The organism is Anoxybacillus kestanbolensis (assembly GCF_001996285.1).
GTDB lineage: Bacteria > Bacillota > Bacilli > Bacillales > Anoxybacillaceae > Anoxybacillus > Anoxybacillus kestanbolensis_A.
This window is the reverse complement of record NZ_MQAD01000016.1, coordinates 1-21,159: the sequence shown is the minus strand read 5'-3', so window position 1 is coordinate 21,159 and position 21,159 is coordinate 1. Positions and strand designations below refer to the sequence as shown.

Here is a 21,159-nt window from a genome sequence, read left to right as displayed (position 1 = left end):
TCCGATTGGACTTACTTTTAGTTTACCACTTTGGAGGAATGAACGTGAAAGAAAATGTACAACAAATATTGGAGCATTTTCATATTGAGCAGTTTCAACATGATTTAATTGATTGGTTTCGAACAGAGCAACGCGATTTACCTTGGCGGAAAAATAAAGATCCATACAAAATATGGGTATCGGAAGTGATGTTACAACAAACGCGTGTCGATACCGTCATCCCTTACTTTTATCAGTTTATTGAAAAATTTCCGACTTTAGACGCGTTAGCTGACGCTAAGGAGGAGGAAGTGCTTAAAGCGTGGGAAGGGCTTGGATATTACTCCCGTGTTCGCAATTTACATGCAGCAGTAAAAGAAGTCAAAGAAAAATACGGTGGACGTGTGCCAGCGTCTAAGGAACAATTTTCTTCATTGAAAGGTGTCGGGCCGTACACAACGGGAGCGGTGTTAAGCATTGCTTACGGCATCCCTGAACCTGCAGTAGACGGGAATGTGATGCGAGTATTGTCGCGTATTTTTTATATTACAGACGACATTGCGAGAGCAAGTACGAGAAAAAAGTTCGAGCAAATTGTGTCTTGCATTATTTCACATGACGATCCATCTGATTTCAATCAAGCGTTAATGGAACTAGGGGCACTCGTTTGTACACCAAAAAATCCGAGCTGTTTTTTATGTCCTGTTCAGCGCCATTGTCGCGCGTTTGCGGAAGGGGTAGAGGCAGAGCTACCTGTAAAAACAAAAGGAAAAGCGCCGAAGCATGTGGCTTTTCGTGCCATTGTGCTTACGAACGAAGAGGGGAAAATACGAATTGAAAAGCGACCAAGTAGCGGATTGCTTGCTAACCTTTGGCAATTTCCAAACGATGAACATGCTCCAACACCGAATGAACAAGCATTTATAAAAGAAATAAGCGAACGATATCATGTCGTGCTTCGTTCAATACAACGAATCGGTACATTCGAACACGTATTTTCCCATATCGTGTGGCATATTGAAGCATATAAAGGAAACGCGCTTGAATTACAAATCGATGACGAAACGAATAAATGGGTCACAGTCGATGAACTAAACCAATATGCGTTCCCGGTCATATACCAAAAAATATGGCAAGCATACGAGTAAAGGCATATGCCTTTACTCGTAAAATACTCGTGTTCCATTTGTATATGTTGCTTCGTTTCGTTGTAAACCGCCTCTTGCTTCAATTTCTTCGATCATTTCACGATGTAACGTTTGTCCCTCTATGTTCAAATATGGAGTGACTTGTTGGAAGACATGGTGAAAAAATGCTAACTCGCTATCTTTCCACTCCCGTTTTGAAATCATTTGTAAAGCTGTTAAATCGCGTCCAATATACATCATTCTCACCTCTTTATGTAGTGTAGAAAGCGAAATAAAAATTATTCATGCGGATATTTTTCAGCAAATTATACAAAGTAATAATCGTGGAGGTGAGCATAATGAAACCAAACAAAACGATTGCAGGGACAAACATTCAACATGTGAAACAACAAAATGCTGGCCAATATGGAACAGAGTTTTCAACGGAAACAGATGTTCAGCATGTCAAACAACAAAATGCAAAATCAGAAGCAAAGAAAAATCAATAACGGGCAAAGGGCATCGGTTTTCGTCCGATGCCCTTTTTCTTCCTCGCTGATTAACGTTATAATAGAGGAAAAAGCGTCGAATGAAAGTAGGGAATGTGTATGGAGTATCCACAGACAGGGGCGATCATTCAAATTCATAGTTATAAACATGACGGTCATATTCATCGTGCATGGAAAGAAACGGTCGTGTTAAAAGGAAGTGAGGAAGAAGTAATTGGTGGTAACGATCGTACACTTGTGACAGAAGCGGATGGGAGAACGTGGGTGACACGTGAGCCGGCCATTTGTTTTTTTTATGCAGAACATTGGTTTAACATTATTGCGATGATTCGGGCAGACGGTGTGTATTACTATTGCAACATTAGTTCGCCTTACGTTTGGGATGGAGAGGCGTTGAAATATATTGATTATGACTTGGATATTAAAGTATTTCCAAACGGTCAGTACGATATATTAGATCGTGATGAATATGAACGACATCGCGACGAAATGAACTATCCTGAAATTATTGATAAGATTTTAAAAAATAACATTCAAAAATTAATTCAATGGATTAAAGAAAAAAAGGGACCGTTTGCTCCTGAAGTGGTAGAACATTGGTATAAAAAGTTTATTATGTATGGAAAGTAAAAGTAATACATACATGGATCAAAAACAACGGTTAGCTACTTGTCACCGTTGTTTTTTATTTTTTGCAAAGAATGATTAAATTTTTTGAATTTTTTTATTGTATTTTTTTAATATTCATGTAATAATTTGAAACGTAACATAAAAAATTATTTTAAAAATATAAATTTTCTGTATATAAAAGGAGTGGCTTCCGTGGGAGATGAAGCGATTTTACGAGTCAAAAGCTTAAAAACATGCTTTTTCACAGACGAAGGGGAAGTTCCTGCGGTTGATGGTGTAGACTTTTACATAAATAAAGGCGAAATTTTAGGCGTTGTCGGTGAATCAGGTTGCGGAAAAAGCGTCACATCGCTTTCGATTATGGGATTGTTGCCGAAAGGAATTGGCAAAATTGCAGATGGAGAAATATGGTTTAAAGATGAAAATATTGCATTAGCGTCGGAAAAACGAATGAAAGAAATACGAGGAAATGAAATCGCAATGATTTTCCAAGAGCCGATGACGTCATTGAATCCACTTTTTACAATTGGGAACCAAATGATTGAAGCGATTCGCATTCATCAAAACATAAGCAAGGCGGAAGCGCGGAAACGAGCGATTGATATGTTAAAACTTGTTGGTTTACCTCGTGCCGAAGAGATGATTGATGAATATCCGCATCAGTTATCTGGAGGTATGCGACAGCGCGTCATGATTGCGATGGCGATGGTATGCAACCCGTCTTTATTAATTGCCGACGAGCCAACGACCGCTTTAGATGTGACGATTCAAGCACAAATTTTACATTTGATGAAGCAGTTAAACGAACAATTCGGCACAGCGATTATGATGATTACGCACGATTTAGGCGTCGTCGCAGAAATGTGCCATCGCGTTGTTGTGATGTATGCAGGAAAAATTATTGAAGAAGGGGACGTTCAAACGATTTTCCGTCATCCAAAACATCCATATACAATTGGACTCATTCGTTCTGTTCCGGATATTCGTGAACGAAAAGAGCGGTTATATTCCATTCCAGGAAGTGTGCCTAAGCCAGGATCTATTAAATATGGCTGTCGCTTTGCGGCAAGATGTGAACAAGCATTTGAGCGATGTTTTTCCGAAAATCCTGATTTATACGAAGTAGAACAAGGACATCGGGCACGTTGCTTTTTGTATGCAAAGGAGGAACATGCTACCCATGAACGAACCGTTACTACAAGTTAAAGGGCTGAAAAAATATTTTCCGATTACGGCAGGGTTGTTTAATAAACAAATCGGTCAAGTCAAAGCAGTGGACGATTTATCGTTTTCTGTTTATAAAGGGGAGACGTTAGGGATCGTTGGAGAGAGTGGCTGTGGGAAATCAACGACAGGACGAATGCTTTTGCGGCTCATTGAGCCAACAGAAGGATCTATTGTATTTGAAAATGAAGAAGTGACAAAACTATCCCCACAACAATTAAGAAAGTTGCGGCGCGATATGCAAATGATTTTTCAAGATCCGTTTGCATCGCTTAATCCGCGCCATACAGTCGAAAAAATTTTAGAAGAACCGCTCATTGTTCATGGGATCGGTTCAAAAGAAGAACGACGGAAAAAAGTGCGCGAGATGTTAGAAGTCGTCGGATTAAGTAGCTATCATGCAAAACGTTATCCGCACCAATTTAGTGGAGGACAACGACAACGCATTGGCATCGCTCGCGCGTTGATGACGAAGCCGAAGCTCATTATTGCGGATGAGCCCGTGTCAGCACTCGATGTGTCCATTCAAGCTCAAGTGCTGAATTTGCTAGAAGATTTACAAAAAGAGTTCGGTTTAACATACATTTTTATCGCACATGACCTTGGCGTTGTTCGCCATATTAGCGATCGCGTTGGCGTCATGTATTTAGGGAGAATGGTCGAACTGGCTAACAGCGAGGATGTATATCGCAATCCGAAACATCCGTACACCCAAGCATTGCTTGAAGCTGTTCCAATTCCAGATCCGGAATATAAAAAAGAAAAGCAACTGCTTAGCGGAGATTTGCCAAGTCCATCGAATCCGCCAGCAGGATGCGCTTTTCATACACGATGTCAAGCATGTATGGATATTTGTAAAACGACAAAACCAGCATGGAAAGAAGTTGAACAAGGGCATTACGTCGCTTGCCATCTTTATACATAAAGATGGCTAAGCGATGAAATATATATTATTTACTAAGGGGGAAAAGAAATGAAGAAGAAATGGTTACTCACTATGCTTACGTTTCTTCTTGTAGCAGCGACTGCGCTTGCAGGTTGCGGCAAGTCGGAACAAACAGGTGGAGAGAAGACAGAAGAAACGAACAAGCCGACAACGCTCGTTTATGGGCGTGGTGGCGACTCCGTTGGATTAGACCCAGCGACAGTGACAGACGGTGAATCGTTTAAAGTCACGAAAAACATTTTTGACACATTACTCGATTACAATGATGGCGACACGTCGATTCAATCGGCATTAGCGGAAAAATGGGAAGTTTCCCCAGATGGACTTACGTATACGTTTACGCTTCGTAAAGGCGTGAAGTTCCACGACGGAACAGATTTTAACGCAGAAGCGGTTGTATTTAACTTTGAACGTTGGGCAAACGGAAATGCGGATACGTTCCCATACTACGGCTCTATGTTTGGTGGATACAAAAACGATGAAGGACATGTCATTAAAGAAGTAAAAGCGTTAGATGAACATACTGTGCAGTTTGTTTTAAAACGTCCGCAAGCGCCATTCTTAAAAAACCTTGCGATGGTACCGTTTGCGATCGCTAGTCCTGAAGCCGTAAAAAAATATGGCGATAAATTTGGTGAAAATCCTGTTGGAACAGGACCATTCGTCTTTAAAGAGTGGAAACGCAATGAGCGCATCGTGCTTGAGAAAAATAAAGAATATTGGTTAGAAGGACATCCAAAACTTGATAAATTAATTTTCGTGTCTATTCCAGATAACTCTGCTCGTTTGAATGCGTTATTAAAAGGCGAGATTGATATTATGGAAGATTTGAATCCTTCTGATTTAGCGCAAGTAGAAGGAAATAAAGATTTCCAAGTGTTTAAACGTCCTTCGATGAACGTTGGTTATGTCGGATTAACGGTGACACGTGGTCCGTTAGGCAATAAACTCGTTCGTCAAGCATTGAATCATGCGGTCGATAAACAGGCGATCATTGATGCGTTTTATGCAGGTCAAGCACAACCTGCGAAAAACCCACTGCCGCCAAGCATTCCTGGCTATAATGATGCGATTCAAGATTATCCGTATGATTTAGAAAAAGCAAAACAATTGCTTGCAGAAGCTGGTTATCCAAACGGATTTGAAATGGAATTATGGGCGATGCCTGTTCCACGTCCGTACATGCCAGATGGACAAAAAGTAGCTGAAGCGTTGCAAGCAAGCTTTGCGAAAATTGGGGTAAAAGCAAAAATCGTCACGTATGAATGGGCAACATACTTAGATAAAGTAGCAAAAGGAGAAGCAGATGCGTTCTTGCTCGGTTGGACAGGTGATAACGGTGACGCTGACAACTTCTTGTATGCGCTACTTGATAAAGATAGCATTGGAAGCAACAACTACACGTACTATGCAAACGATGAGTTGCACAACATTTTAATCGAAGCGCAAACAGTTAGCGATGAAAACAAACGAAATGAATTGTACAAAAAAGCGCAAGAAATTATTAAAGAAGACGCACCATGGATTCCGCTCGTACACTCAACACCGTTATTAGCAGGTAAAGCAAACATTGAAGGATTTAATCCGCATCCGACAGGAACGGATAAATTTACAAAAGTACAGTTTAAATAATCGTTGTGTTGAGGGAGGGGAGGGAATCCTCTCCCTTTCCATCATGTGAGAAAGGAGTGAGACGTATGTTTTCATATACGGTCAAACGCTTGTTAACGGTCATTCCTGTGTTGCTTGGTATGTCGCTCGTTGTATTTTTTATGATTCGTGCCATTCCAGGGAACCCAGCTCAAGTCATTTTAGGACAAAAGGCGACAAAAGAAGCTGTTGAAGCATTAACGCATAAACTCGGATTAGATCAGCCTTGGTATGTTCAATATATTAAATATCTCGGTGGATTATTAAAAGGGGATTTAGGGGAATCGCTGCGTACGGGGGTTGCGGTTTCGCAAGAAATTTGGCCATATTTAGCGGCGACATTAGAATTATCGCTTGCGGCGATGTTCATTGCGGTTGTGATCGGTGTCAACGCAGGGATTATTAGCGCGTGGTTTCAAAATTCTTGGTTTGATTATGTAGCGATGGTGTTAGCGTTAGTTGGCGTTTCGATGCCGATTTTTTGGCTTGGGTTGATGGAACAATGGATTTTTGCAATTAACTTAGATTGGTTTCCAACATCTGGACGTGAAGATGTTCGTAATCCGATTGAACCGATTACCCACTTATATGTCATTGATACGTTAATGCAAGGACATACAGATCAGTTTGTTCAAACGTTGCAACATTTAGTGCTTCCGAGCGTCGCTTTAGCAACGATCCCAATGGCGATTATTGCTCGCATGACTCGCTCAAGCATGCTTGAGGTGATGAAGTCCGATTATATTCGCACAGCACGTGCGAAAGGATTAAGTATGTTTTGGGTAGTGTACAAGCATTCGTTAAAAAATGCGATCATCCCTGTGTTGACGGTGATTGGCTTGCAAATGGGGTTGTTGCTTGGCGGTGCGATTTTAACCGAAACGATTTTTAGCTGGCCGGGAATTGGTCGCTATATTTATGAAGCGATCGGCTATCGTGATTACCCTGTCATTCAATCTGGTATTTTGATTGTGTCGATGATTTTTATTTTCATTAATTTAATTGTGGATTTGTTATATGCAGCGATCGATCCGCGCATTAAATATAACTAAAGGAGGGAAGCGAATTGGCTGAGCTTGCACGAAACGAAGCAAATATTGTACAACAAGAAGAACAAGCGACATCGTTATGGAAAGAAGGATGGATTCGCTTTCGGAAAAATAAAATGGCTCTCGTCGGAAGCGGCATTGTACTATTTTTCATTTTGCTTGCTGTTTTTGCCCCATTAATTGCTCCGTACGAGATGAACGATCAACAACTTTCGATGCGTTTACAAGCCCCATCGAAAGACCATATATTTGGGACAGACGATTTCGGGCGAGATATTTTTTCTCGCGTCGTTTATGGAGCACGCATTTCGCTATGGGTCGGATTTTTTTCTGTATTAGGTTCGGTAGTCATCGGTTCTTTACTTGGAATTATCGCAGGGTATTATGGGCGTTGGATCGACGCCGTCATTTCGCGCATATTTGACATTATGCTGGCGTTTCCAAGTATTTTGTTAGCAATCGGCATCGTTGCCGTTTTAGGACCGTCGTTGAAAAATGCACTTATTGCGATTGCAATCATTAACATTCCAAACTTCGGTCGTCTCATTCGTTCGCGTGTATTAAGCATTAAGCAGGAGGAGTATATTACAGCAGCAAAAGCAATCGGGATGAGTGATGCACGCATTTTATTTCATCACATTTTACCAAACAGTATGGCGCCAATTATTGTACAAGGCACGCTTGCGATTGCGACGGCAATCATTGAAGCAGCAGCGCTTGGGTTTCTCGGATTAGGAGCTCAGCCGCCGAACCCGGAATGGGGGAAAATGCTAGCCGATTCAAAAGCGTATTTAACACAGGCGCCTTGGACGATGATTTTTCCAGGGCTGGCAATCATGCTAACGGTGTTAGGATTTAACTTAATGGGAGATGGATTGCGCGATGCATTGGATCCGCGCATGAAGAGCTAAAAAGATGTCCCGAGACACAGCCGGGACATCTTTTATTCTTGTTCTGGAGTAGGGACGACATGTTCTTCTTTATGATAATGATGAAAACTTTCGATGAGTGTATCTAAATGTTCAAGTTGATGACTATATTCAATAATCGCCCCGATCAGTGGAAATAGTTGATAATTTTCTTGGTGAACACTTTGTTCAGCGTAATGGCTTAAAAACGAGTGGATTAATCCTTTTTTTCCAAAGCACGCTTCTGTCGCAAATTGTGATTGTGGATCGGATTTTGCTTTTCCAATGAACTTCAGCAATATTTGATCATGGTAATTTAGTAAACAGTCGAGTTCGTTTTTAATGGCGTTTTGAAGTTCAACAGATGTATGGGCTAGCTCGTTTTCCAAACGATGTAACAATTTTAACGTTTCTAACGCGCGGTTTGTCGCTACAATCATTTGGCGATACAATACGAGTTTGCGTGATTTACTATATTTATGTTTACGAAAATACGTCCGTTCTTCTTTGTAAAGTAAATACAGTTGATCTAGTTTCATCATATTTTCTTTTAATTTTTCGATATCTTCTCTTAGTAAATGATGCTCAGATGCATGTCGAACATTCATACGAATCCATTTCAAAATATGTTCCGTATATTCAACAATTTTTGTATATAGCTTTTTCTCGTACTTCGGTGGAAGGAAGACTAAATTTACGACAAATGCTGCAAGTACGCCTAGCATAATCGTTGAAAAGCGAATAAGTGCAAATTCAATAAAGTGTTGTTCTGTATATTCCATGATGGCAATAACCGTCACAAGTGCGACAGAAATAGAAGATTCCAAACGAAGACGAAGAAACAACGCAATAACTAAAATGGCAGTTAATCCGATAATAAATGGATCGTGTCCGAAAATTAGTGTAAAAACGATCGCGAAAATGGCACCAATAACGTTAGCCTGCACTTGTTCAATTAGAGACAAATATGAACGATAAATTGTCGGTTGCATCGCAAAGACAGCCGAAATGCCAGCAAATACAGGTGAAGGTAGCTGAAGTAATTTCGCTAAAACTAAAGCAAACGTAATCGCAATCCCGGTTTTAAGGACGCGGGCTCCAAGTCTCATTGTCACTCAAATTCCTTTCTTTTTATCATCTTGTAAGAACAACAAACAAATATACATGCTTTTCATCAGTATATCAAGAAAAAAGGAAAAAAATTAAAAGAACTGCCTCATTTTCGAGACAGTTCTTTTTATGTTTATTCTGTTGACACCGATGGATCAGCTTGTTCTTTTTTCGGAATGACTTGGAAAAAGTGTTGTTCCGGCTGTTGCAACAGCGGTTGAATCGTTGCTACTTCGTCGTGCTGTTCATGTTCGATAAGTAAATCAATATATGTGCCAAGTAGTTCTTTAACGTCTGCTTTTCCTTTTTCGTTTAGTGGTTGAATCGTGACGTTGGCACCTTTGGCGATGCGGCGTTCAAGAGCTGTTTTCGTTAATCCCATTTCTGGTTGATGGCGCAAATAGATGACACCGCCTGTCATTCCTGCACAAATCCATGGGCCAGGGTCTCCGAGCACGAGCCCGCGACCGTTTGTCATATATTCAAAGGCAAATCCTTTAATGTTTGCGTTGACACCGATATTGCCATGTTCTACTTCAGGAATTGGTTTTGTCACTTGACCGCCGATAATCATATCCGCCCCTGATAGGCGAATGCCTGCACGCGCATCGGCATTTCCTTGCACGACTAATAGTCCTTTTTGGGCGCCGTAGCCAAATCCTTTTCCGACTGATCCGTTGTAAAACTTCCCGTCTTTTCCTTTTGATTTAAAGATGAAAATACCACCACCAAACGATGTTTTTCCGACGCCATCTTGTGCTCCGCCATCGACGTGAATATGAATACCCGCGACGTTATACGCACCGAGCCCATTGCCCGGCACAGACCCGTCTTTATAGCGCAGAGAAATATTTGGTAATTTTTTGTACGATCCGTCTAATCGACCACGTACCCGATGGCATGCAACACGGCTACCGAGTACACGCTGTTCAGCTGTGACAGTTGAAAATTCACGAGAGCGGTGCAAGTCTTCAACTTGGTAGTCTAAATATTCAGCACCAGCGGCCACCGCAAGTTTTCCTTCTTCTGATGTTGCTGCTACTTCTTTTTGATACCATTGGCCGATGTCTAACGGTTTTAATAATGTCGTTAAGTTGATGCGATCTCGTCCGCGTGTTTGTTCAAGTAAATCGGAGCGGCCAACAAGTTGCTGCAAGTTTGTATAACCAAGTGATGCGGTGAGCGCTTTAAGTTCTTCACCGAAAGCGGTAAAGAAACGAACTAAGTTTTGTACGGCTTGCTCGAATTGTCTTGGAACGAAGCGACGCAAACCGTGTTCTTTCGCTTGTGCTTCTGATTCAATTTGCGTAGCGATTCCGACATGGCATGTATCTAAATGACAACCACGGCATGTCGTACATCCGATGGCAATCATCGCTAACGTTCCGAAACCGACGCGATTGGCGCCGAGAAGCATAACTTTAATCACGTCCATTGCACTTTTAATGCCGCCGTCTGCCCAAATTTCCACTTGATGGCGTAATCCGGCTTCTAAAAGGGCGTTATGTGCCGCTTTGACGCCAATTTCTACAGGTAAGCCAACGTGTTGAATGGCATGAATGCGCGCTGCTCCCGTGCCACCGTCAAAACCGCTTAGCGTAATAATGTCAGCGCCAGCTTTTGCGATGCCGACCGCAATCGTGCCGATATTAGGGACGACAGGCACTTTGACAGCCACTTTTGCTTGGTCATTTGCTGTTTTTAATTCAGCAATCATTTGCGCTAAGTCTTCGATCGAATAAATATCATGGTTGTTTGACGGTGAAATTAAGTCAGAGCCGATCGTTGCGTTTCGCGCTTCAGCAATTTTAGCTGTTACTTTTGAACCTGGTAAATGACCACCTTCGCCTGGTTTTGCCCCTTGCCCAATTTTAATTTCGAGCAAATTGGATGAATTAAGTAGCTCAGCATTAACGCCAAATCGACCAGAGGCGACTTGTTGCCCGCGCGTGCGCGGATATTTACCGAGCATATCTTTAATTTCGCCACCTTCACCGTTTAAGCTAATCATGTTGAGGCGATTTGCTGCTTCGGCATATGCACGAAAGGCAATTTCATTTTGTGAACCGAATGACATCGAAGCAATGACAAACGGCAAGCTATGTTCACCAACTGAAATGTCGACGTGTTCTTTTTTAGCAGGGACGTCTGCTTGTTTTAAGTCTGTTAAATGGCGAATGGCTGTTGGTGTTTCGGTTTCAATTTCTGTTAATTTTTCACGATATGAATCGTATGATCCTGTTTGCGCCACTTCGCCAATTGCCTTCCAAATACGTGGGAATACGTGAAACGTTTTTCGTAACTTTGCTTGCTCTGCTTCAAAATCTTTTGCACGGGCGATCGCATCTTGTTTTAGTGCTTCGAAATTTTGACTAAGTGAATCCGAGCCAAAAAAGTTCACGATATTTAATACAGATGAAATGTCTTCGTGTAGCCCGATGGACGAAAACAGACGGCTATACCCGCGCAATTCATGAATCCCGATCGTTGAGATGACTTTTTCAAGCCCTTTATTTAATGCTTGATATAAATGAATTGCTGGACGAGTTGACGTGTCAGATACTGTCGCAAACATTAAATATGGGCTAATGACGTTCGCGCCAAGTCCGTAAGCAACGATAAAGTCATGCAACGAGCGAATTGCTCCTGAACGAAGAAGAAGGGAACAGTCTCTTCGTAAATTTGCTTTTGTTAATGCTTGATCGATGGCTGATATGACAAGGAGCGGATCAATCCATAAATGCCCACTTTGATGCGCTTTTACATCGTCAATAATAAGTAACGTTTTCCCATTTGCGACAGCTTCACATGCTTCTTTGCCTAAGCGATTAAGCGCCATCGGGATCGTTTCGTGCTCAACGAACGTCGCTGATATAAAGTATGCTAATTGTTTTTCTTCAAATGCATGGACGAGTTGATCATATGATGGTTGTTGCAATGTTTCGGCACATTCGTTTCCGAGCTTTCCTTCAATTAAAATAGGTGAAAGAAGTTCAACTGTGTACGGATGTTCTTCATGTGAAACAATACTTGGCCGCTTTCCGACAACCACGCGCGTCGAAAAATGTTCTGTTTCGCGGTCGCGGTCAATAGCAGGGTTGGTGACAACCGCCACACTTTCTTTTATGAAATCAGCAATGTTTTTTCGTTCAGGATCGATCGCTGCAAGCGGAGCGTCATGACCGAGCGAACGAATAGGTTCTGCCCCTTTTTCCGCCATCTGTTCGAGCAATTGAATATGCTCGCGATCCCAACCGAATGCAGCGTATTGCCCATTATGCACTTTTGTTGGTTGCGCAACGAACACATATGGTTTAAATGTTGGTGTTTGTAAACGTTGGCGCATATTTTCGATATTTAAACGCTTTTGAATACGATTGTATACTTCTTGCTGATAATCGGCATATTCGTAAACACGAATCGATCCGTCTGCTTGCCACGTTAGGCCGATTTTTTCTCCTGGTGCGAGCGGTTTTGGTTCTCCTGTATATTCGCACGCTGGAATAACGCCTGGTTCCGATGCGAACACGTAACGATGCTCTGTTTCAATTTTCCAAAGTGGACGCAATCCAAGTGCATCGACGCTAAACACGGCTTCGTCGGCATGGCGAGAAATAATGCCGGCAGGTCCTTGCGCAAAATGTCCCCAAGCTTCGCGAATGTAAGTATATAAATCTTGTAAATGATCTGGATAGTTTTTTATTTCGTTTACGATTGGTGGGAATAAAAAGTCCATCGCTTCAAATAGCGTATAACCATCTCGATAAATGAGCGTTTCCATCGTACGGCTTAAATCTTGCGAATCGCTTCCGCCGTTTGTCAATGGGACACCGATCATTGTTGCTTCTTCACGTAGTTTGGCAATCGTGTTAATTTCACCGTTATGACCTAGAACGCTGAACGGTTGAACGCGGAAAAAGTTTGATAATGTATTTGTTGAATAGCGATTATGGCCAAGTGTCATCGTAGATGCGACAAGCGGACTCGCTAAGTCATGATAATATTTTGGTAAAATATCACCAGCACCCATGACTTTATAAATCGCGTGATGATTGCTTAACGAAGCGACATGAATATGTTCATCTTTTTCGATCTCAATTGTTAATTCAAATAATGTTTGAGATAATGTTTTTTGTTGATGATTTGGTAAAAGAGCAACTTGCCAAAATACTGGTTCTTCGCGTAAAGCAATTGGACCGAGCGCTGAAGAAGATGTAACGCGGTCAGATTCAAAAATGAGCGTCAATTGGGACTGAGCAAACAATTGGCGCATACGTGCTTTTTTTTCTTCCACGTTCGTTGTTCGTGTAATAAATATATGGCCAACGATAAAATCATCGCGGTCAACGAGTTGAGGATTAAGTTGGGCAACAGCCAATTTTTCTTTCCAAAGCGCTTTTGGAATGTCGATGTGGATGCCGACGCCATCTCCTTCTCCGTTGATAAATCCTGCGCGATGATTCATTGTGACGAGGGCGTTAATACATGTTGTAATGTTTTCTCTTGTCGGGATGCGTCGTTTTTCAACCGCAGCGACAATTCCACACGCGTCGTGCTCATGTTTGTAAAAATGTTGAAATGAAGCTGGATTCCACCGTTGTTTCATAGCATGCGGCTTACAAGCGACTATCATTCGCTTCTCGCCTTCGCCACCTCCTACAAAAACTTTTTAAAAAAATAAAATTTTCTAAATTTTATAGTCTATATTAACACGACCATGACAGAAAATCAATTATTTATTCATGTTTTTGGATATGATATTCAGTTCATGTAACAAAACGTTCATGAAATTTGTAAGCGTTTTCATTGGTTTTGAGCGTAAAAAACGAGGTGGAAACATATGTATCACCTCGTCATTTTGTATATTTATTCATTTTTTAAGGATTTAAATGCGTGTTCTACCGCTTTAACTGTATATTCAATGTCTTCTTCTGTATGGGCTAATGTAATGAACCATGCTTCATATTTCGAAGGAGCGAGATTAATCCCTTGATGAAGCATAAGCTTGAAAAATTTAGCAAACATTTCTCCATCTGTTCGTTCGGCTTGTTCATAGTTTTCTACTTTTTCTGTTGAAAAGTATACGGTGAGTGCTCCTTTTAGACGGTTAATCGTCACAGGAATATCGTATGTTTTCGCATGTGTTAAAATGCCAGCCTCTAACATCGCGCCGAGATGATCGAGATGTTCGTACACACCTTCTTGTTGTAATACTTCTAAACAAGCAATACCTGCTAAAATGGAAGCGGGATTTCCCGCCATCGTTCCGGCTTGGTAAGCAGGACCGAGTGGAGCTACTTGTTCCATAATGTCTTTTCTACCGCCATACGCACCAATTGGTAATCCGCCACCAATAATTTTTCCGAGTGCGGTTAAGTCTGGTTCGATGCCGAGCAAGTTTTGAGCGCCACCATACATAAAACGAAAAGCTGTAATGACTTCGTCGTAAATGACGAGCGCTCCGACCGCGTGAGCAATATCGTTAATTGCTTGTAAAAAGCCTGGTTTTGGTTCAACGATACCGAAGTTACCAACGATAGGCTCGACAAGAACGGCTGCTACTTCATTTCCCCAACGATCCATCGCTTGTTTAAACGCATCGACATCATTAAAAGGAACAGTAATCACTTCTTGTGCAATACTTTTTGGTACCCCTGCTGAATCAGGTGTACCTAATGTGGATGGTCCAGAACCAGCCGCAACAAGAACGAGATCGGAATGGCCGTGATAACAACCTGCAAATTTCACGATTTTATCACGACCTGTGTATGCGCGTGCGACGCGAATTGTTGTCATGACCGCTTCTGTTCCCGAATTGACGAAACGCACCTTTTCGAGGGAAGGGATCGCTTCTTTTAACATTTTCGCGAACGTAATTTCATACGGTGTTGGTGTCCCATATAAAACACCGTTTTCAGCTGCGTGTTGAATTGCTTTTGTAATGTGCGGATGAGCATGTCCAGTAATAATAGGGCCATAAGCAGCTAAATAGTCGATATATTTGTTTCCATCTACATCCCAAAAATATGCCCCTTGTGCTCTTTCCATAACGACAGGAGCACCGCCTCCAACCGCTTTATATGAACGAGAAGGGCTGTTGACGCCACCAACGATATGTTCGAGCGCTTCTTGATATAATTGTTCAGACTTCGTAAAATTCACGCGAAGCCTCCTCCTTTTATGTAAAATTTCTTTCATGGTGTTTATTTTATCACATTTATTTGAGCACACCATTTGTTGAGTTTCAACATTTTCGTTACACTAGTGAATAGTGATTTCATAAGAGGTGAGGAACATGTATGCGATTGAAGTAGAAAAACTACGGAAAGAATTTAAATCTCACTCTAGTCGGTCTGGTTTAGCAGGAGCGTTTCGTGATTTGTTCACGAGAAACTATAAAATCATTCGTGCTGTCGACGATATTTCATTTGCTGTCAAACAGGGCGAAATGGTTGGATACATTGGAGAAAACGGAGCAGGTAAATCGACGACAATCAAAATGTTAACAGGAATTTTAACGCCGACATCTGGACGAGTTGTTGTGAATGGGATGAATCCACATAAAGAGCGGGAACGTTTCGTGCAGACGATCGGCGTTGTGTTTGGTCAGCGATCGCAATTATGGTGGGATATTGCGGTGCAAGAGTCATTCCGGTTGTTAAAAAAAGTATACCGCGTTTCTGACCAAGACTATAACGAACATATGGATCATGTCATTGAAACGTTAGATATTGGTCCGTTACTTGATAAGCCGGTGCGCAAGTTATCGCTTGGTCAACGAATGCGCTGTGAATTGGCTGCTGCCCTTATTCATAATCCGCCACTTTTATTTTTAGATGAGCCAACAATTGGTTTAGATGTGCTTGTTAAGTTAAAAATTCGTCAGTTTTTAAAAGAAATTAACGAAAAATACAACACGACGATTTTATTAACGACGCATGATATGACAGATATTGAAGCGCTTTGCGAACGCGTTATTATGCTTGATGAAGGGAAAATCATTTATGATGGGTCATTGCAACATTTAAAACAAAACTGGGGAGAAGGAAAACAGATTCACTTCCAATTTCGAGATCTTGTTTCAAAAGAAGAGCTGACATCGCTCGTTCATGTTACATGGGAACAAGGGGAAGACCGATACAGCTGGATTGCGCATGTTCGCGCGAATGATATGGCACATGTGATCGGAAAAGTTGTTTCTTCCTATGAGTTAAAAGATATTCACATTCGTGAAGTTTCAACGGAAGAAATTATTCGCAACATTTATGAAGAAGGGATTCATCATGGCTAAATATATTGAAATGATTCGTATGCGTTTTTTAATGATGTTAGCTTATCGAACGAATTATTATAGCGGCATTTTTATTTATAGCATCAATATTGGTGCGTATTATTTTTTGTGGTCTGCCATTTATGGAGGGCAATCGTCTATTCAAGGGATGACAGTAGAACAAATGACTACGTATGTGGCGATCGCATGGATGGCAAGAGCGTTTTATTTTAATAACATTGATCGTGAAATTGCGATGGAAATTCGTGATGGTAAAGTGGCGATTGAACTGATTCGTCCGTACAACTATTTAGTCATGAAAACGATGCAAGGGCTTGGAGAAGGAATTTTTCGCTTACTTTTCTTCTCGCTTCCGGGCATGGTTATCGTTACATTCGTTTTTTCGCTTCAATTTACAACGAATGTTCATACGTGGGGTTACTTCGCTTTATCGACAACGCTTAGCTTTATTATTAACTCGCAGCTCAATTTATTAGCAGGGATGGTCACATTTTTTACGTTAAACGGGGAAGGATTACTTCGGGCTAAACGTTTCATCATTGATTTATTTTCGGGGCTCATTTTGCCGATTAGTTTTTATCCCGAGTGGGCGCAACATGTGATGCACTACTTGCCTTTTCAAGCGATTAGTTACATCCCAAGTATGATTTTTACGGAAAGCTTCACAGGGGATGCTGCGATCAGAGGAATGATGTTTCAAGCTGTTTGGTGTGTCGTACTGATCGTTCCGATTTATTTGCTATGGAAAGCAGCCAAACGAAAACTTATCATTCAAGGGGGGTGAACATATGTTTTATATGTCTATTTTCTTCCAATATATGAGCCAATATATTAAGACAAAGTTGCAATATCGAACGGATTTGGTTGTTGAGTTTTTGTCTGACCTGATGTTTCAAGGGGTAAATTTAATTTTTATTCTTGTTGTATTTGGGCATACGCAATTATTAAACGGTTGGACGCGCGATGAAATTATTTTTATTTACGGTTTCTTTTTAATTCCTTTCGCTTTATTTGCTTCATTTTTTAACATTTGGGATTTTAATGAACGATATATTGTGCGCGGAGAGATGGATCGAGTGTTAACTCGACCTGTGCATAGTTTATTTCAAATTGTACTTGAACGAATGGAACTCGAGTCGCTCCTTGGAGGTATTACCGGTTTCATTGTCATGGGGTATGCTGCGTCTCGATTAGATATAACGTTTCATTGGTATGATGCGATTTTGTTTGTGTTGTTCGTGCTAGGAGGAACGTTTGTTTACGCAGGCATTTTTATTTCGTTAGCAAGTATCAGTTTTTGGTCTGATGCGCGCAGTTCAATTATGCCGATGATGTATAACATAGGAAACTACGGGAGATATCCGGTTGATATTTATAATCGTATTATTCGCTACATTTTGACATGGATTTTACCGTTTGCGTTTGTCGGCGTGTATCCGTCGGCGTATTTTTTGCGTAAAACGGAATGGTATATGTATTCATTTTTAACACCGGTGATGGGCATTGTATGTTTTACGTTATCATTGCTGCTATGGAATGCGGGCGTCAAACGTTATCGTGGTGCAGGGAATTAAATAAAACATCCCCTCGTATATATAAAGGAACAGGAGGGGATGTTGTGACGTATGTGTGGATTGGCATGATCGTTTTTGTTATATGTATGAGTTTTATTTCGTTTTGGCAAACGAAACGTTCTGTTATTTCAGTGAAAAATTTTATTGCCATTTTATTTGTTTATTCAACGACAATGATCGGTTTTGCACTCGTGTATACAATTTTGCATATAAATGGACATGTTGTTATGATGGAAAATGGGGAGAATATAAACGCTTCTAACTTTTTTCAATATGTCGAAACGAGTTTATATTTTAGTGCAGTTACACTATTTTCGGTCGGCTACGGGGATATTGTACCGATTGGAATTGGTCGGTGGATTGCGATGGTCGAAGCGCTACTCGGCTACGCACTACCCGCCGCTTTTGTTGTCCGAACGGTGATAGATGCAGAAAGAAGATAAGGGGAGAGAATCATGAAAGCACCTGATTTTACATTGCCAGCAAGTAATGGGGAAAACGTCACGCTGTCACAATTTCGCGGGAAGTACATCGTATTATATTTTTACCCGAAAGACATGACGCCGGGATGTACGACAGAGGCTTGTGAGTTTCGTGATCAATACGAAGTATTTACGGAACTTGGGGCAGTTGTCATCGGAATCAGCCCTGATTCCATTGAACGACATAAAAAGTTTATTGAAAAGCATCGCTTACCGTTTTTACTTCTTGCCGACGAAAAGCAAGACGTAGCGAAGTTGTATAATGTGTGGAAGTTAAAGAAAAATTTTGGGAAAGAGTATATGGGGATTGAGCGTTCGACATTTTTAATCGACCCAGATGGTCAAATTATAAAAGAATGGAGAAAAGTGAAAGTAAATGGGCATGTTGAAGAGGTGCTAAACGCTTTAAAACAGGCGATTAGCTCAAACAAATAATGAAATTGTTGCGTACGATATAGTAGAGCACACACCTCCTCAAAGACGTATGTGGCGATTCTGTGTAGAGTCGCCCTTTTTTCTTTCCGGAAAATACAATTGACAAAAGGTTTTATTTTTTTGTACACTATTTGTAAAAATTATAAAGTAATAATTATAATTTTTATAAATGAAAGTGGGGGGCATGACGGTGACGCACGCACATCAATTAAAAGAAGCGCTTCATACGTTGAAAGAAACCGGCGTCCGTATTACACCGCAACGTCATGCGATACTCGAATATTTGATTCAGTCAATGTCCCATCCAACAGCGGATGAAATTTATAAAGCTTTGGAAGGAAAATTCCCAAATATGAGTGTCGCAACTGTGTACAATAATTTGCGCGTGTTTAAAGAAGTCGGTCTCGTTAAAGAGTTAACGTATGGTGACGCATCTAGTCGTTTCGATTTTGTTACGACACATCACTATCACGTTATTTGCGAAACATGTGGGAAAATTGTCGATTTCCATTACCCGGGCTTAGATGAAGTAGAAGATTTAGCGGCACATGTGACAGGTTTTAAAGTGAGTCATCATCGGATGGAGATTTACGGAACGTGCCCGGATTGTCAAAAGGGACATCATTAAAAAAAGCTGGTAGCATCGATGCTATCAGCTTTTTTTGTCCCTTACTTTCCGATTATATTTTTCATCAAACTCTTTCCCTTCGAGCGTTGGATCAAGGGTGAGTGGTTCGTTGCAATACATACATACATCGACTCGACCTAGCATTTTTGTTACTTTGTTACATGAAGGGCAAACGACTTGTACCGTCTTTGTCGACAACATACCAATCCAAAAATAAACGACTGTACTTGCGATAATAAACAACAGTCCTAAAATCATAAATAATGTCATAACAATCGGCGATGTACGAAAAAAGATGCCTCCATACATGACGAAAAATCCGATAAAAATTAAACTTAACGCAAACGTACGAATTTTGTTAATTTTGCTTGAATATTTTACACCCACATTTATCTCCTCCTACGCATAACTATATCATAAGTTTTGAATGATAAGCATTAACCAAGCAGGAGTTTTTTTAAAAATGTCGAATACGGTCAAACAATGTTGAAAAGTGGAGGATTCGATTATGGAAGATGTGTTACGCCCGATTTACCAAGAGCGAGCTAGTCAGTCACGCACTCTCGGTATTTTAATGGTTGAAAGAGGATCGGATTATTCTCCGGAGACGGATTTATTTGATGTTATCTTATTCGTTATCGTTCGAGAGGGAGAAGAAGCGGTTTTTATTAAACATTACGTGTTTGGTGAAAAAAGTGCATCATTGTACGTTGTAGATGAACATCGAGTAAAAGAATGGGTGTTGCTCGGTTCAAATCGTAAAGTAATGAATTGGTTGTTAAATGGAAAAATTTTATTCGAACGCAACGAATATATTGGACAATTGCGCCAACGTCTATTGCAGTTTCCGGAAGAGGAAAGAAAGGTAAAGATGGGGATAGAGTTCGCAAAGCTAGTGCGTCGTTACATTGAGGGAAGAAGTTTTTTTGAAAAAGATCAATGGCTTGATGCGTACAATCATGTGTTGCATGCTCTTCATCATTTAGCTCGTCTATCTATTATCGAGCACGGTTTTTATCCCGAAGTTACTGTATGGAATCAGGTCAAACAGATTGAACCGCAAATTTATAAATTGTATGCAGAGTTAGTCGGGAGTGAGGAACCACTTGATAAACGATTGCAATTGTTATTTTTAGCAAGTGATTTTTTTGTTCATTCGAAGTTAAAGCAAGGAGCAAGTCATCTGATACACGTGCTGGAGAAGAGAGAAACATCGTGGTCTATGGCCGATTTGTTAAACGAAAAAGAGTTGTCGGTATATGGTGTTGATTTGGAGATTTTGCTTGAATTTTTAGTTGAAAAACACCTGATTACTGTTGAAAAAATTGCAACGAAAGGACAAGGAGTATTTCATAGACACTATGTAGTTGAAAAAAATAAAAAAAGGTGTTGACGTTTAAAAATGTTCATGATATATTTTTAATCGTCGCTACTGAGATGTGGCGGCGGTTAAAAACGAAACTTGTTGACATCGGATTTGTGATGTGATAACATAAGAAAGTCGCTCAAATAGTGACGAAGATGTTCCTTGAAAACTGAACGAAGCGAAAAGCGTAAAGAAGCTAGAGATATGAACTTTCTATGGAGAGTTTGATCCTGGCTCAGGACGAACGCTGG

General features: G+C 40.8%; 20 protein-coding genes. 15 read left to right on the top strand and 5 right to left on the bottom strand.

From position 1 onward, the window contains the following. Positions 1 to 38: 38 nt before the first annotated feature. The gene (gene mutY, locus BO219_RS09810) at positions 39 to 1,127 is read left to right on the top strand and encodes an A/G-specific adenine glycosylase (protein WP_077429396.1); all 1,089 of its coding nucleotides are present in this window, start codon (positions 39 to 41) and stop codon (positions 1,125 to 1,127) included. 12 nt (positions 1,128 to 1,139) lie between these two features. Here mutY and BO219_RS09805 read toward each other — a convergent pair whose 3' ends face one another. After that, positions 1,140 to 1,364, bottom strand: a complete 225-nt coding sequence (locus tag BO219_RS09805) for a cytosolic protein (protein ID WP_077429395.1) — start codon at positions 1,362 to 1,364, stop codon at positions 1,140 to 1,142. Positions 1,365 to 1,465: 101 nt separating this feature from the next. On the opposite strand from BO219_RS09805, the gene BO219_RS09800 reads away from it, so the two are divergent. From BO219_RS09800 to nikC, 7 genes are all read left to right on the top strand, one after another. Continuing rightward, positions 1,466 to 1,615 carry a gamma-type small acid-soluble spore protein gene (locus BO219_RS09800; RefSeq protein WP_006322054.1) on the top strand — a complete coding sequence of 50 codons (150 nt, stop codon included), beginning with the start codon at positions 1,466 to 1,468 and terminating at the stop codon, positions 1,613 to 1,615. 99 nt (positions 1,616 to 1,714) lie between these two features. Next, positions 1,715 to 2,245, top strand: a complete 531-nt coding sequence (ntdP, locus tag BO219_RS09795; protein ID WP_006322055.1) for a nucleoside tri-diphosphate phosphatase — start codon at positions 1,715 to 1,717, stop codon at positions 2,243 to 2,245. Positions 2,246 to 2,437: 192 nt separating this feature from the next. Further along, entirely contained in the window at positions 2,438 to 3,451 is a 1,014-nt protein-coding gene (locus BO219_RS09790) for an ABC transporter ATP-binding protein (protein WP_077429394.1), read from the top strand. Then, positions 3,426 to 4,394 carry an ABC transporter ATP-binding protein gene (locus BO219_RS09785; RefSeq protein ID WP_077429393.1) on the top strand — a complete coding sequence of 323 codons (969 nt, stop codon included), beginning with the start codon at positions 3,426 to 3,428 and terminating at the stop codon, positions 4,392 to 4,394. Before BO219_RS09790 ends, BO219_RS09785 begins: the two co-directional genes overlap by 26 nt. Positions 4,395 to 4,442: 48 nt before the next feature. Further along, the gene (locus tag BO219_RS09780) at positions 4,443 to 6,047 is read left to right on the top strand and encodes an ABC transporter substrate-binding protein (protein WP_077429392.1); all 1,605 of its coding nucleotides are present in this window, start codon (positions 4,443 to 4,445) and stop codon (positions 6,045 to 6,047) included. Between the two features lie 65 nt (positions 6,048 to 6,112). Continuing rightward, positions 6,113 to 7,117, top strand: a complete 1,005-nt coding sequence (locus BO219_RS09775) for an ABC transporter permease (RefSeq protein WP_077429391.1) — start codon at positions 6,113 to 6,115, stop codon at positions 7,115 to 7,117. 14 nt (positions 7,118 to 7,131) lie between these two features. Further along, the gene (nikC, locus tag BO219_RS09770; protein ID WP_077429390.1) at positions 7,132 to 8,025 is read left to right on the top strand and encodes a nickel transporter permease; all 894 of its coding nucleotides are present in this window, start codon (positions 7,132 to 7,134) and stop codon (positions 8,023 to 8,025) included. A 32-nt stretch (positions 8,026 to 8,057) separates the two neighbouring features. Here nikC and BO219_RS09765 read toward each other — a convergent pair whose 3' ends face one another. From BO219_RS09765 to BO219_RS09755, 3 genes are all read right to left on the bottom strand, one after another. After that, positions 8,058 to 9,131 carry an FUSC family protein gene (locus tag BO219_RS09765; protein WP_077429389.1) on the bottom strand — a complete coding sequence of 358 codons (1,074 nt, stop codon included), beginning with the start codon at positions 9,129 to 9,131 and terminating at the stop codon, positions 8,058 to 8,060. Between the two features lie 134 nt (positions 9,132 to 9,265). Continuing rightward, positions 9,266 to 13,738, bottom strand: coding sequence for a glutamate synthase-related protein (locus tag BO219_RS09760; protein WP_077429401.1), 4,473 nt, complete (start codon positions 13,736 to 13,738; stop codon positions 9,266 to 9,268). Positions 13,739 to 13,998: 260 nt separating this feature from the next. Further along, entirely contained in the window at positions 13,999 to 15,294 is a 1,296-nt protein-coding gene (locus BO219_RS09755; protein ID WP_077429388.1) for a glutamate-1-semialdehyde 2,1-aminomutase, read from the bottom strand. Positions 15,295 to 15,427: 133 nt separating this feature from the next. Here BO219_RS09755 and BO219_RS09750 point away from each other — a divergent pair, with 133 nt between their 5' ends. The 6 genes from BO219_RS09750 to perR all read left to right on the top strand — a co-directional run bounded on the left by BO219_RS09750 (position 15,428) and on the right by perR (position 19,542). Beyond that, a complete protein-coding gene (locus tag BO219_RS09750) occupies positions 15,428 to 16,423 on the top strand; it encodes an ABC transporter ATP-binding protein (RefSeq protein WP_077429387.1) in 996 nt (331 codons plus the stop codon). Continuing rightward, entirely contained in the window at positions 16,416 to 17,207 is a 792-nt protein-coding gene (locus BO219_RS09745) for an ABC transporter permease (RefSeq protein ID WP_006322070.1), read from the top strand. Before BO219_RS09750 ends, BO219_RS09745 begins: the two co-directional genes overlap by 8 nt. A 4-nt stretch (positions 17,208 to 17,211) precedes the next feature. Then, positions 17,212 to 17,997: an ABC transporter permease gene (locus tag BO219_RS09740; protein ID WP_004888914.1), complete on the top strand. Its 786-nt coding sequence runs from the start codon at positions 17,212 to 17,214 to the stop codon at positions 17,995 to 17,997. Between the two features lie 44 nt (positions 17,998 to 18,041). Beyond that, positions 18,042 to 18,440, top strand: a complete 399-nt coding sequence (locus BO219_RS09735) for a potassium channel family protein (RefSeq protein ID WP_164970124.1) — start codon at positions 18,042 to 18,044, stop codon at positions 18,438 to 18,440. Positions 18,441 to 18,452: 12 nt separating this feature from the next. After that, positions 18,453 to 18,914: a thioredoxin-dependent thiol peroxidase gene (gene bcp / locus BO219_RS09730; protein ID WP_077429385.1), complete on the top strand. Its 462-nt coding sequence runs from the start codon at positions 18,453 to 18,455 to the stop codon at positions 18,912 to 18,914. A gap of 184 nt (positions 18,915 to 19,098) precedes the next feature. Further along, the gene (gene perR / locus BO219_RS09725) at positions 19,099 to 19,542 is read left to right on the top strand and encodes a peroxide-responsive transcriptional repressor PerR (protein WP_026011847.1); all 444 of its coding nucleotides are present in this window, start codon (positions 19,099 to 19,101) and stop codon (positions 19,540 to 19,542) included. Between the two features lie 24 nt (positions 19,543 to 19,566). On the opposite strand, the gene BO219_RS09720 is transcribed toward perR, so the two are convergent. Beyond that, complete coding sequence (locus BO219_RS09720) at positions 19,567 to 19,929, bottom strand: YgzB family protein (protein WP_004888918.1); 363 nt, start codon at positions 19,927 to 19,929, stop codon at positions 19,567 to 19,569. 121 nt (positions 19,930 to 20,050) lie between these two features. On the opposite strand from BO219_RS09720, the gene BO219_RS09715 reads away from it, so the two are divergent. Further along, complete coding sequence (locus tag BO219_RS09715) at positions 20,051 to 20,935, top strand: nucleotidyltransferase-like protein (protein ID WP_077429384.1); 885 nt, start codon at positions 20,051 to 20,053, stop codon at positions 20,933 to 20,935. Positions 20,936 to 21,159 lie beyond the last annotated feature (224 nt).

Coding starts and splice junctions, on each gene's coding strand:
- BO219_RS09805 (WP_077429395.1), bottom strand. CDS start 1,364: ATGTATATTGGACGCGATTTAACAGCTTTACAAATGATTTCAAAACGG.
- BO219_RS09765 (WP_077429389.1), bottom strand. CDS start 9,131: ATGAGACTTGGAGCCCGCGTCCTTAAAACCGGGATTGCGATTACGTTT.
- perR (WP_026011847.1), top strand. CDS start 19,099: ATGACGGTGACGCACGCACATCAATTAAAAGAAGCGCTTCATACGTTG.
- BO219_RS09775 (WP_077429391.1), top strand. CDS start 6,113: ATGTTTTCATATACGGTCAAACGCTTGTTAACGGTCATTCCTGTGTTG.
- BO219_RS09785 (WP_077429393.1), top strand. CDS start 3,426: ATGAACGAACCGTTACTACAAGTTAAAGGGCTGAAAAAATATTTTCCG.
- BO219_RS09715 (WP_077429384.1), top strand. CDS start 20,051: ATGGAAGATGTGTTACGCCCGATTTACCAAGAGCGAGCTAGTCAGTCA.
- ntdP (WP_006322055.1), top strand. CDS start 1,715: ATGGAGTATCCACAGACAGGGGCGATCATTCAAATTCATAGTTATAAA.
- BO219_RS09800 (WP_006322054.1), top strand. CDS start 1,466: ATGAAACCAAACAAAACGATTGCAGGGACAAACATTCAACATGTGAAA.
- BO219_RS09740 (WP_004888914.1), top strand. CDS start 17,212: ATGTTTTATATGTCTATTTTCTTCCAATATATGAGCCAATATATTAAG.
- BO219_RS09760 (WP_077429401.1), bottom strand. CDS start 13,738: ATGAAACAACGGTGGAATCCAGCTTCATTTCAACATTTTTACAAACAT.
- BO219_RS09745 (WP_006322070.1), top strand. CDS start 16,416: ATGGCTAAATATATTGAAATGATTCGTATGCGTTTTTTAATGATGTTA.
- mutY (WP_077429396.1), top strand. CDS start 39: ATGAACGTGAAAGAAAATGTACAACAAATATTGGAGCATTTTCATATT.
- BO219_RS09750 (WP_077429387.1), top strand. CDS start 15,428: ATGTATGCGATTGAAGTAGAAAAACTACGGAAAGAATTTAAATCTCAC.
- bcp (WP_077429385.1), top strand. CDS start 18,453: ATGAAAGCACCTGATTTTACATTGCCAGCAAGTAATGGGGAAAACGTC.
- BO219_RS09780 (WP_077429392.1), top strand. CDS start 4,443: ATGAAGAAGAAATGGTTACTCACTATGCTTACGTTTCTTCTTGTAGCA.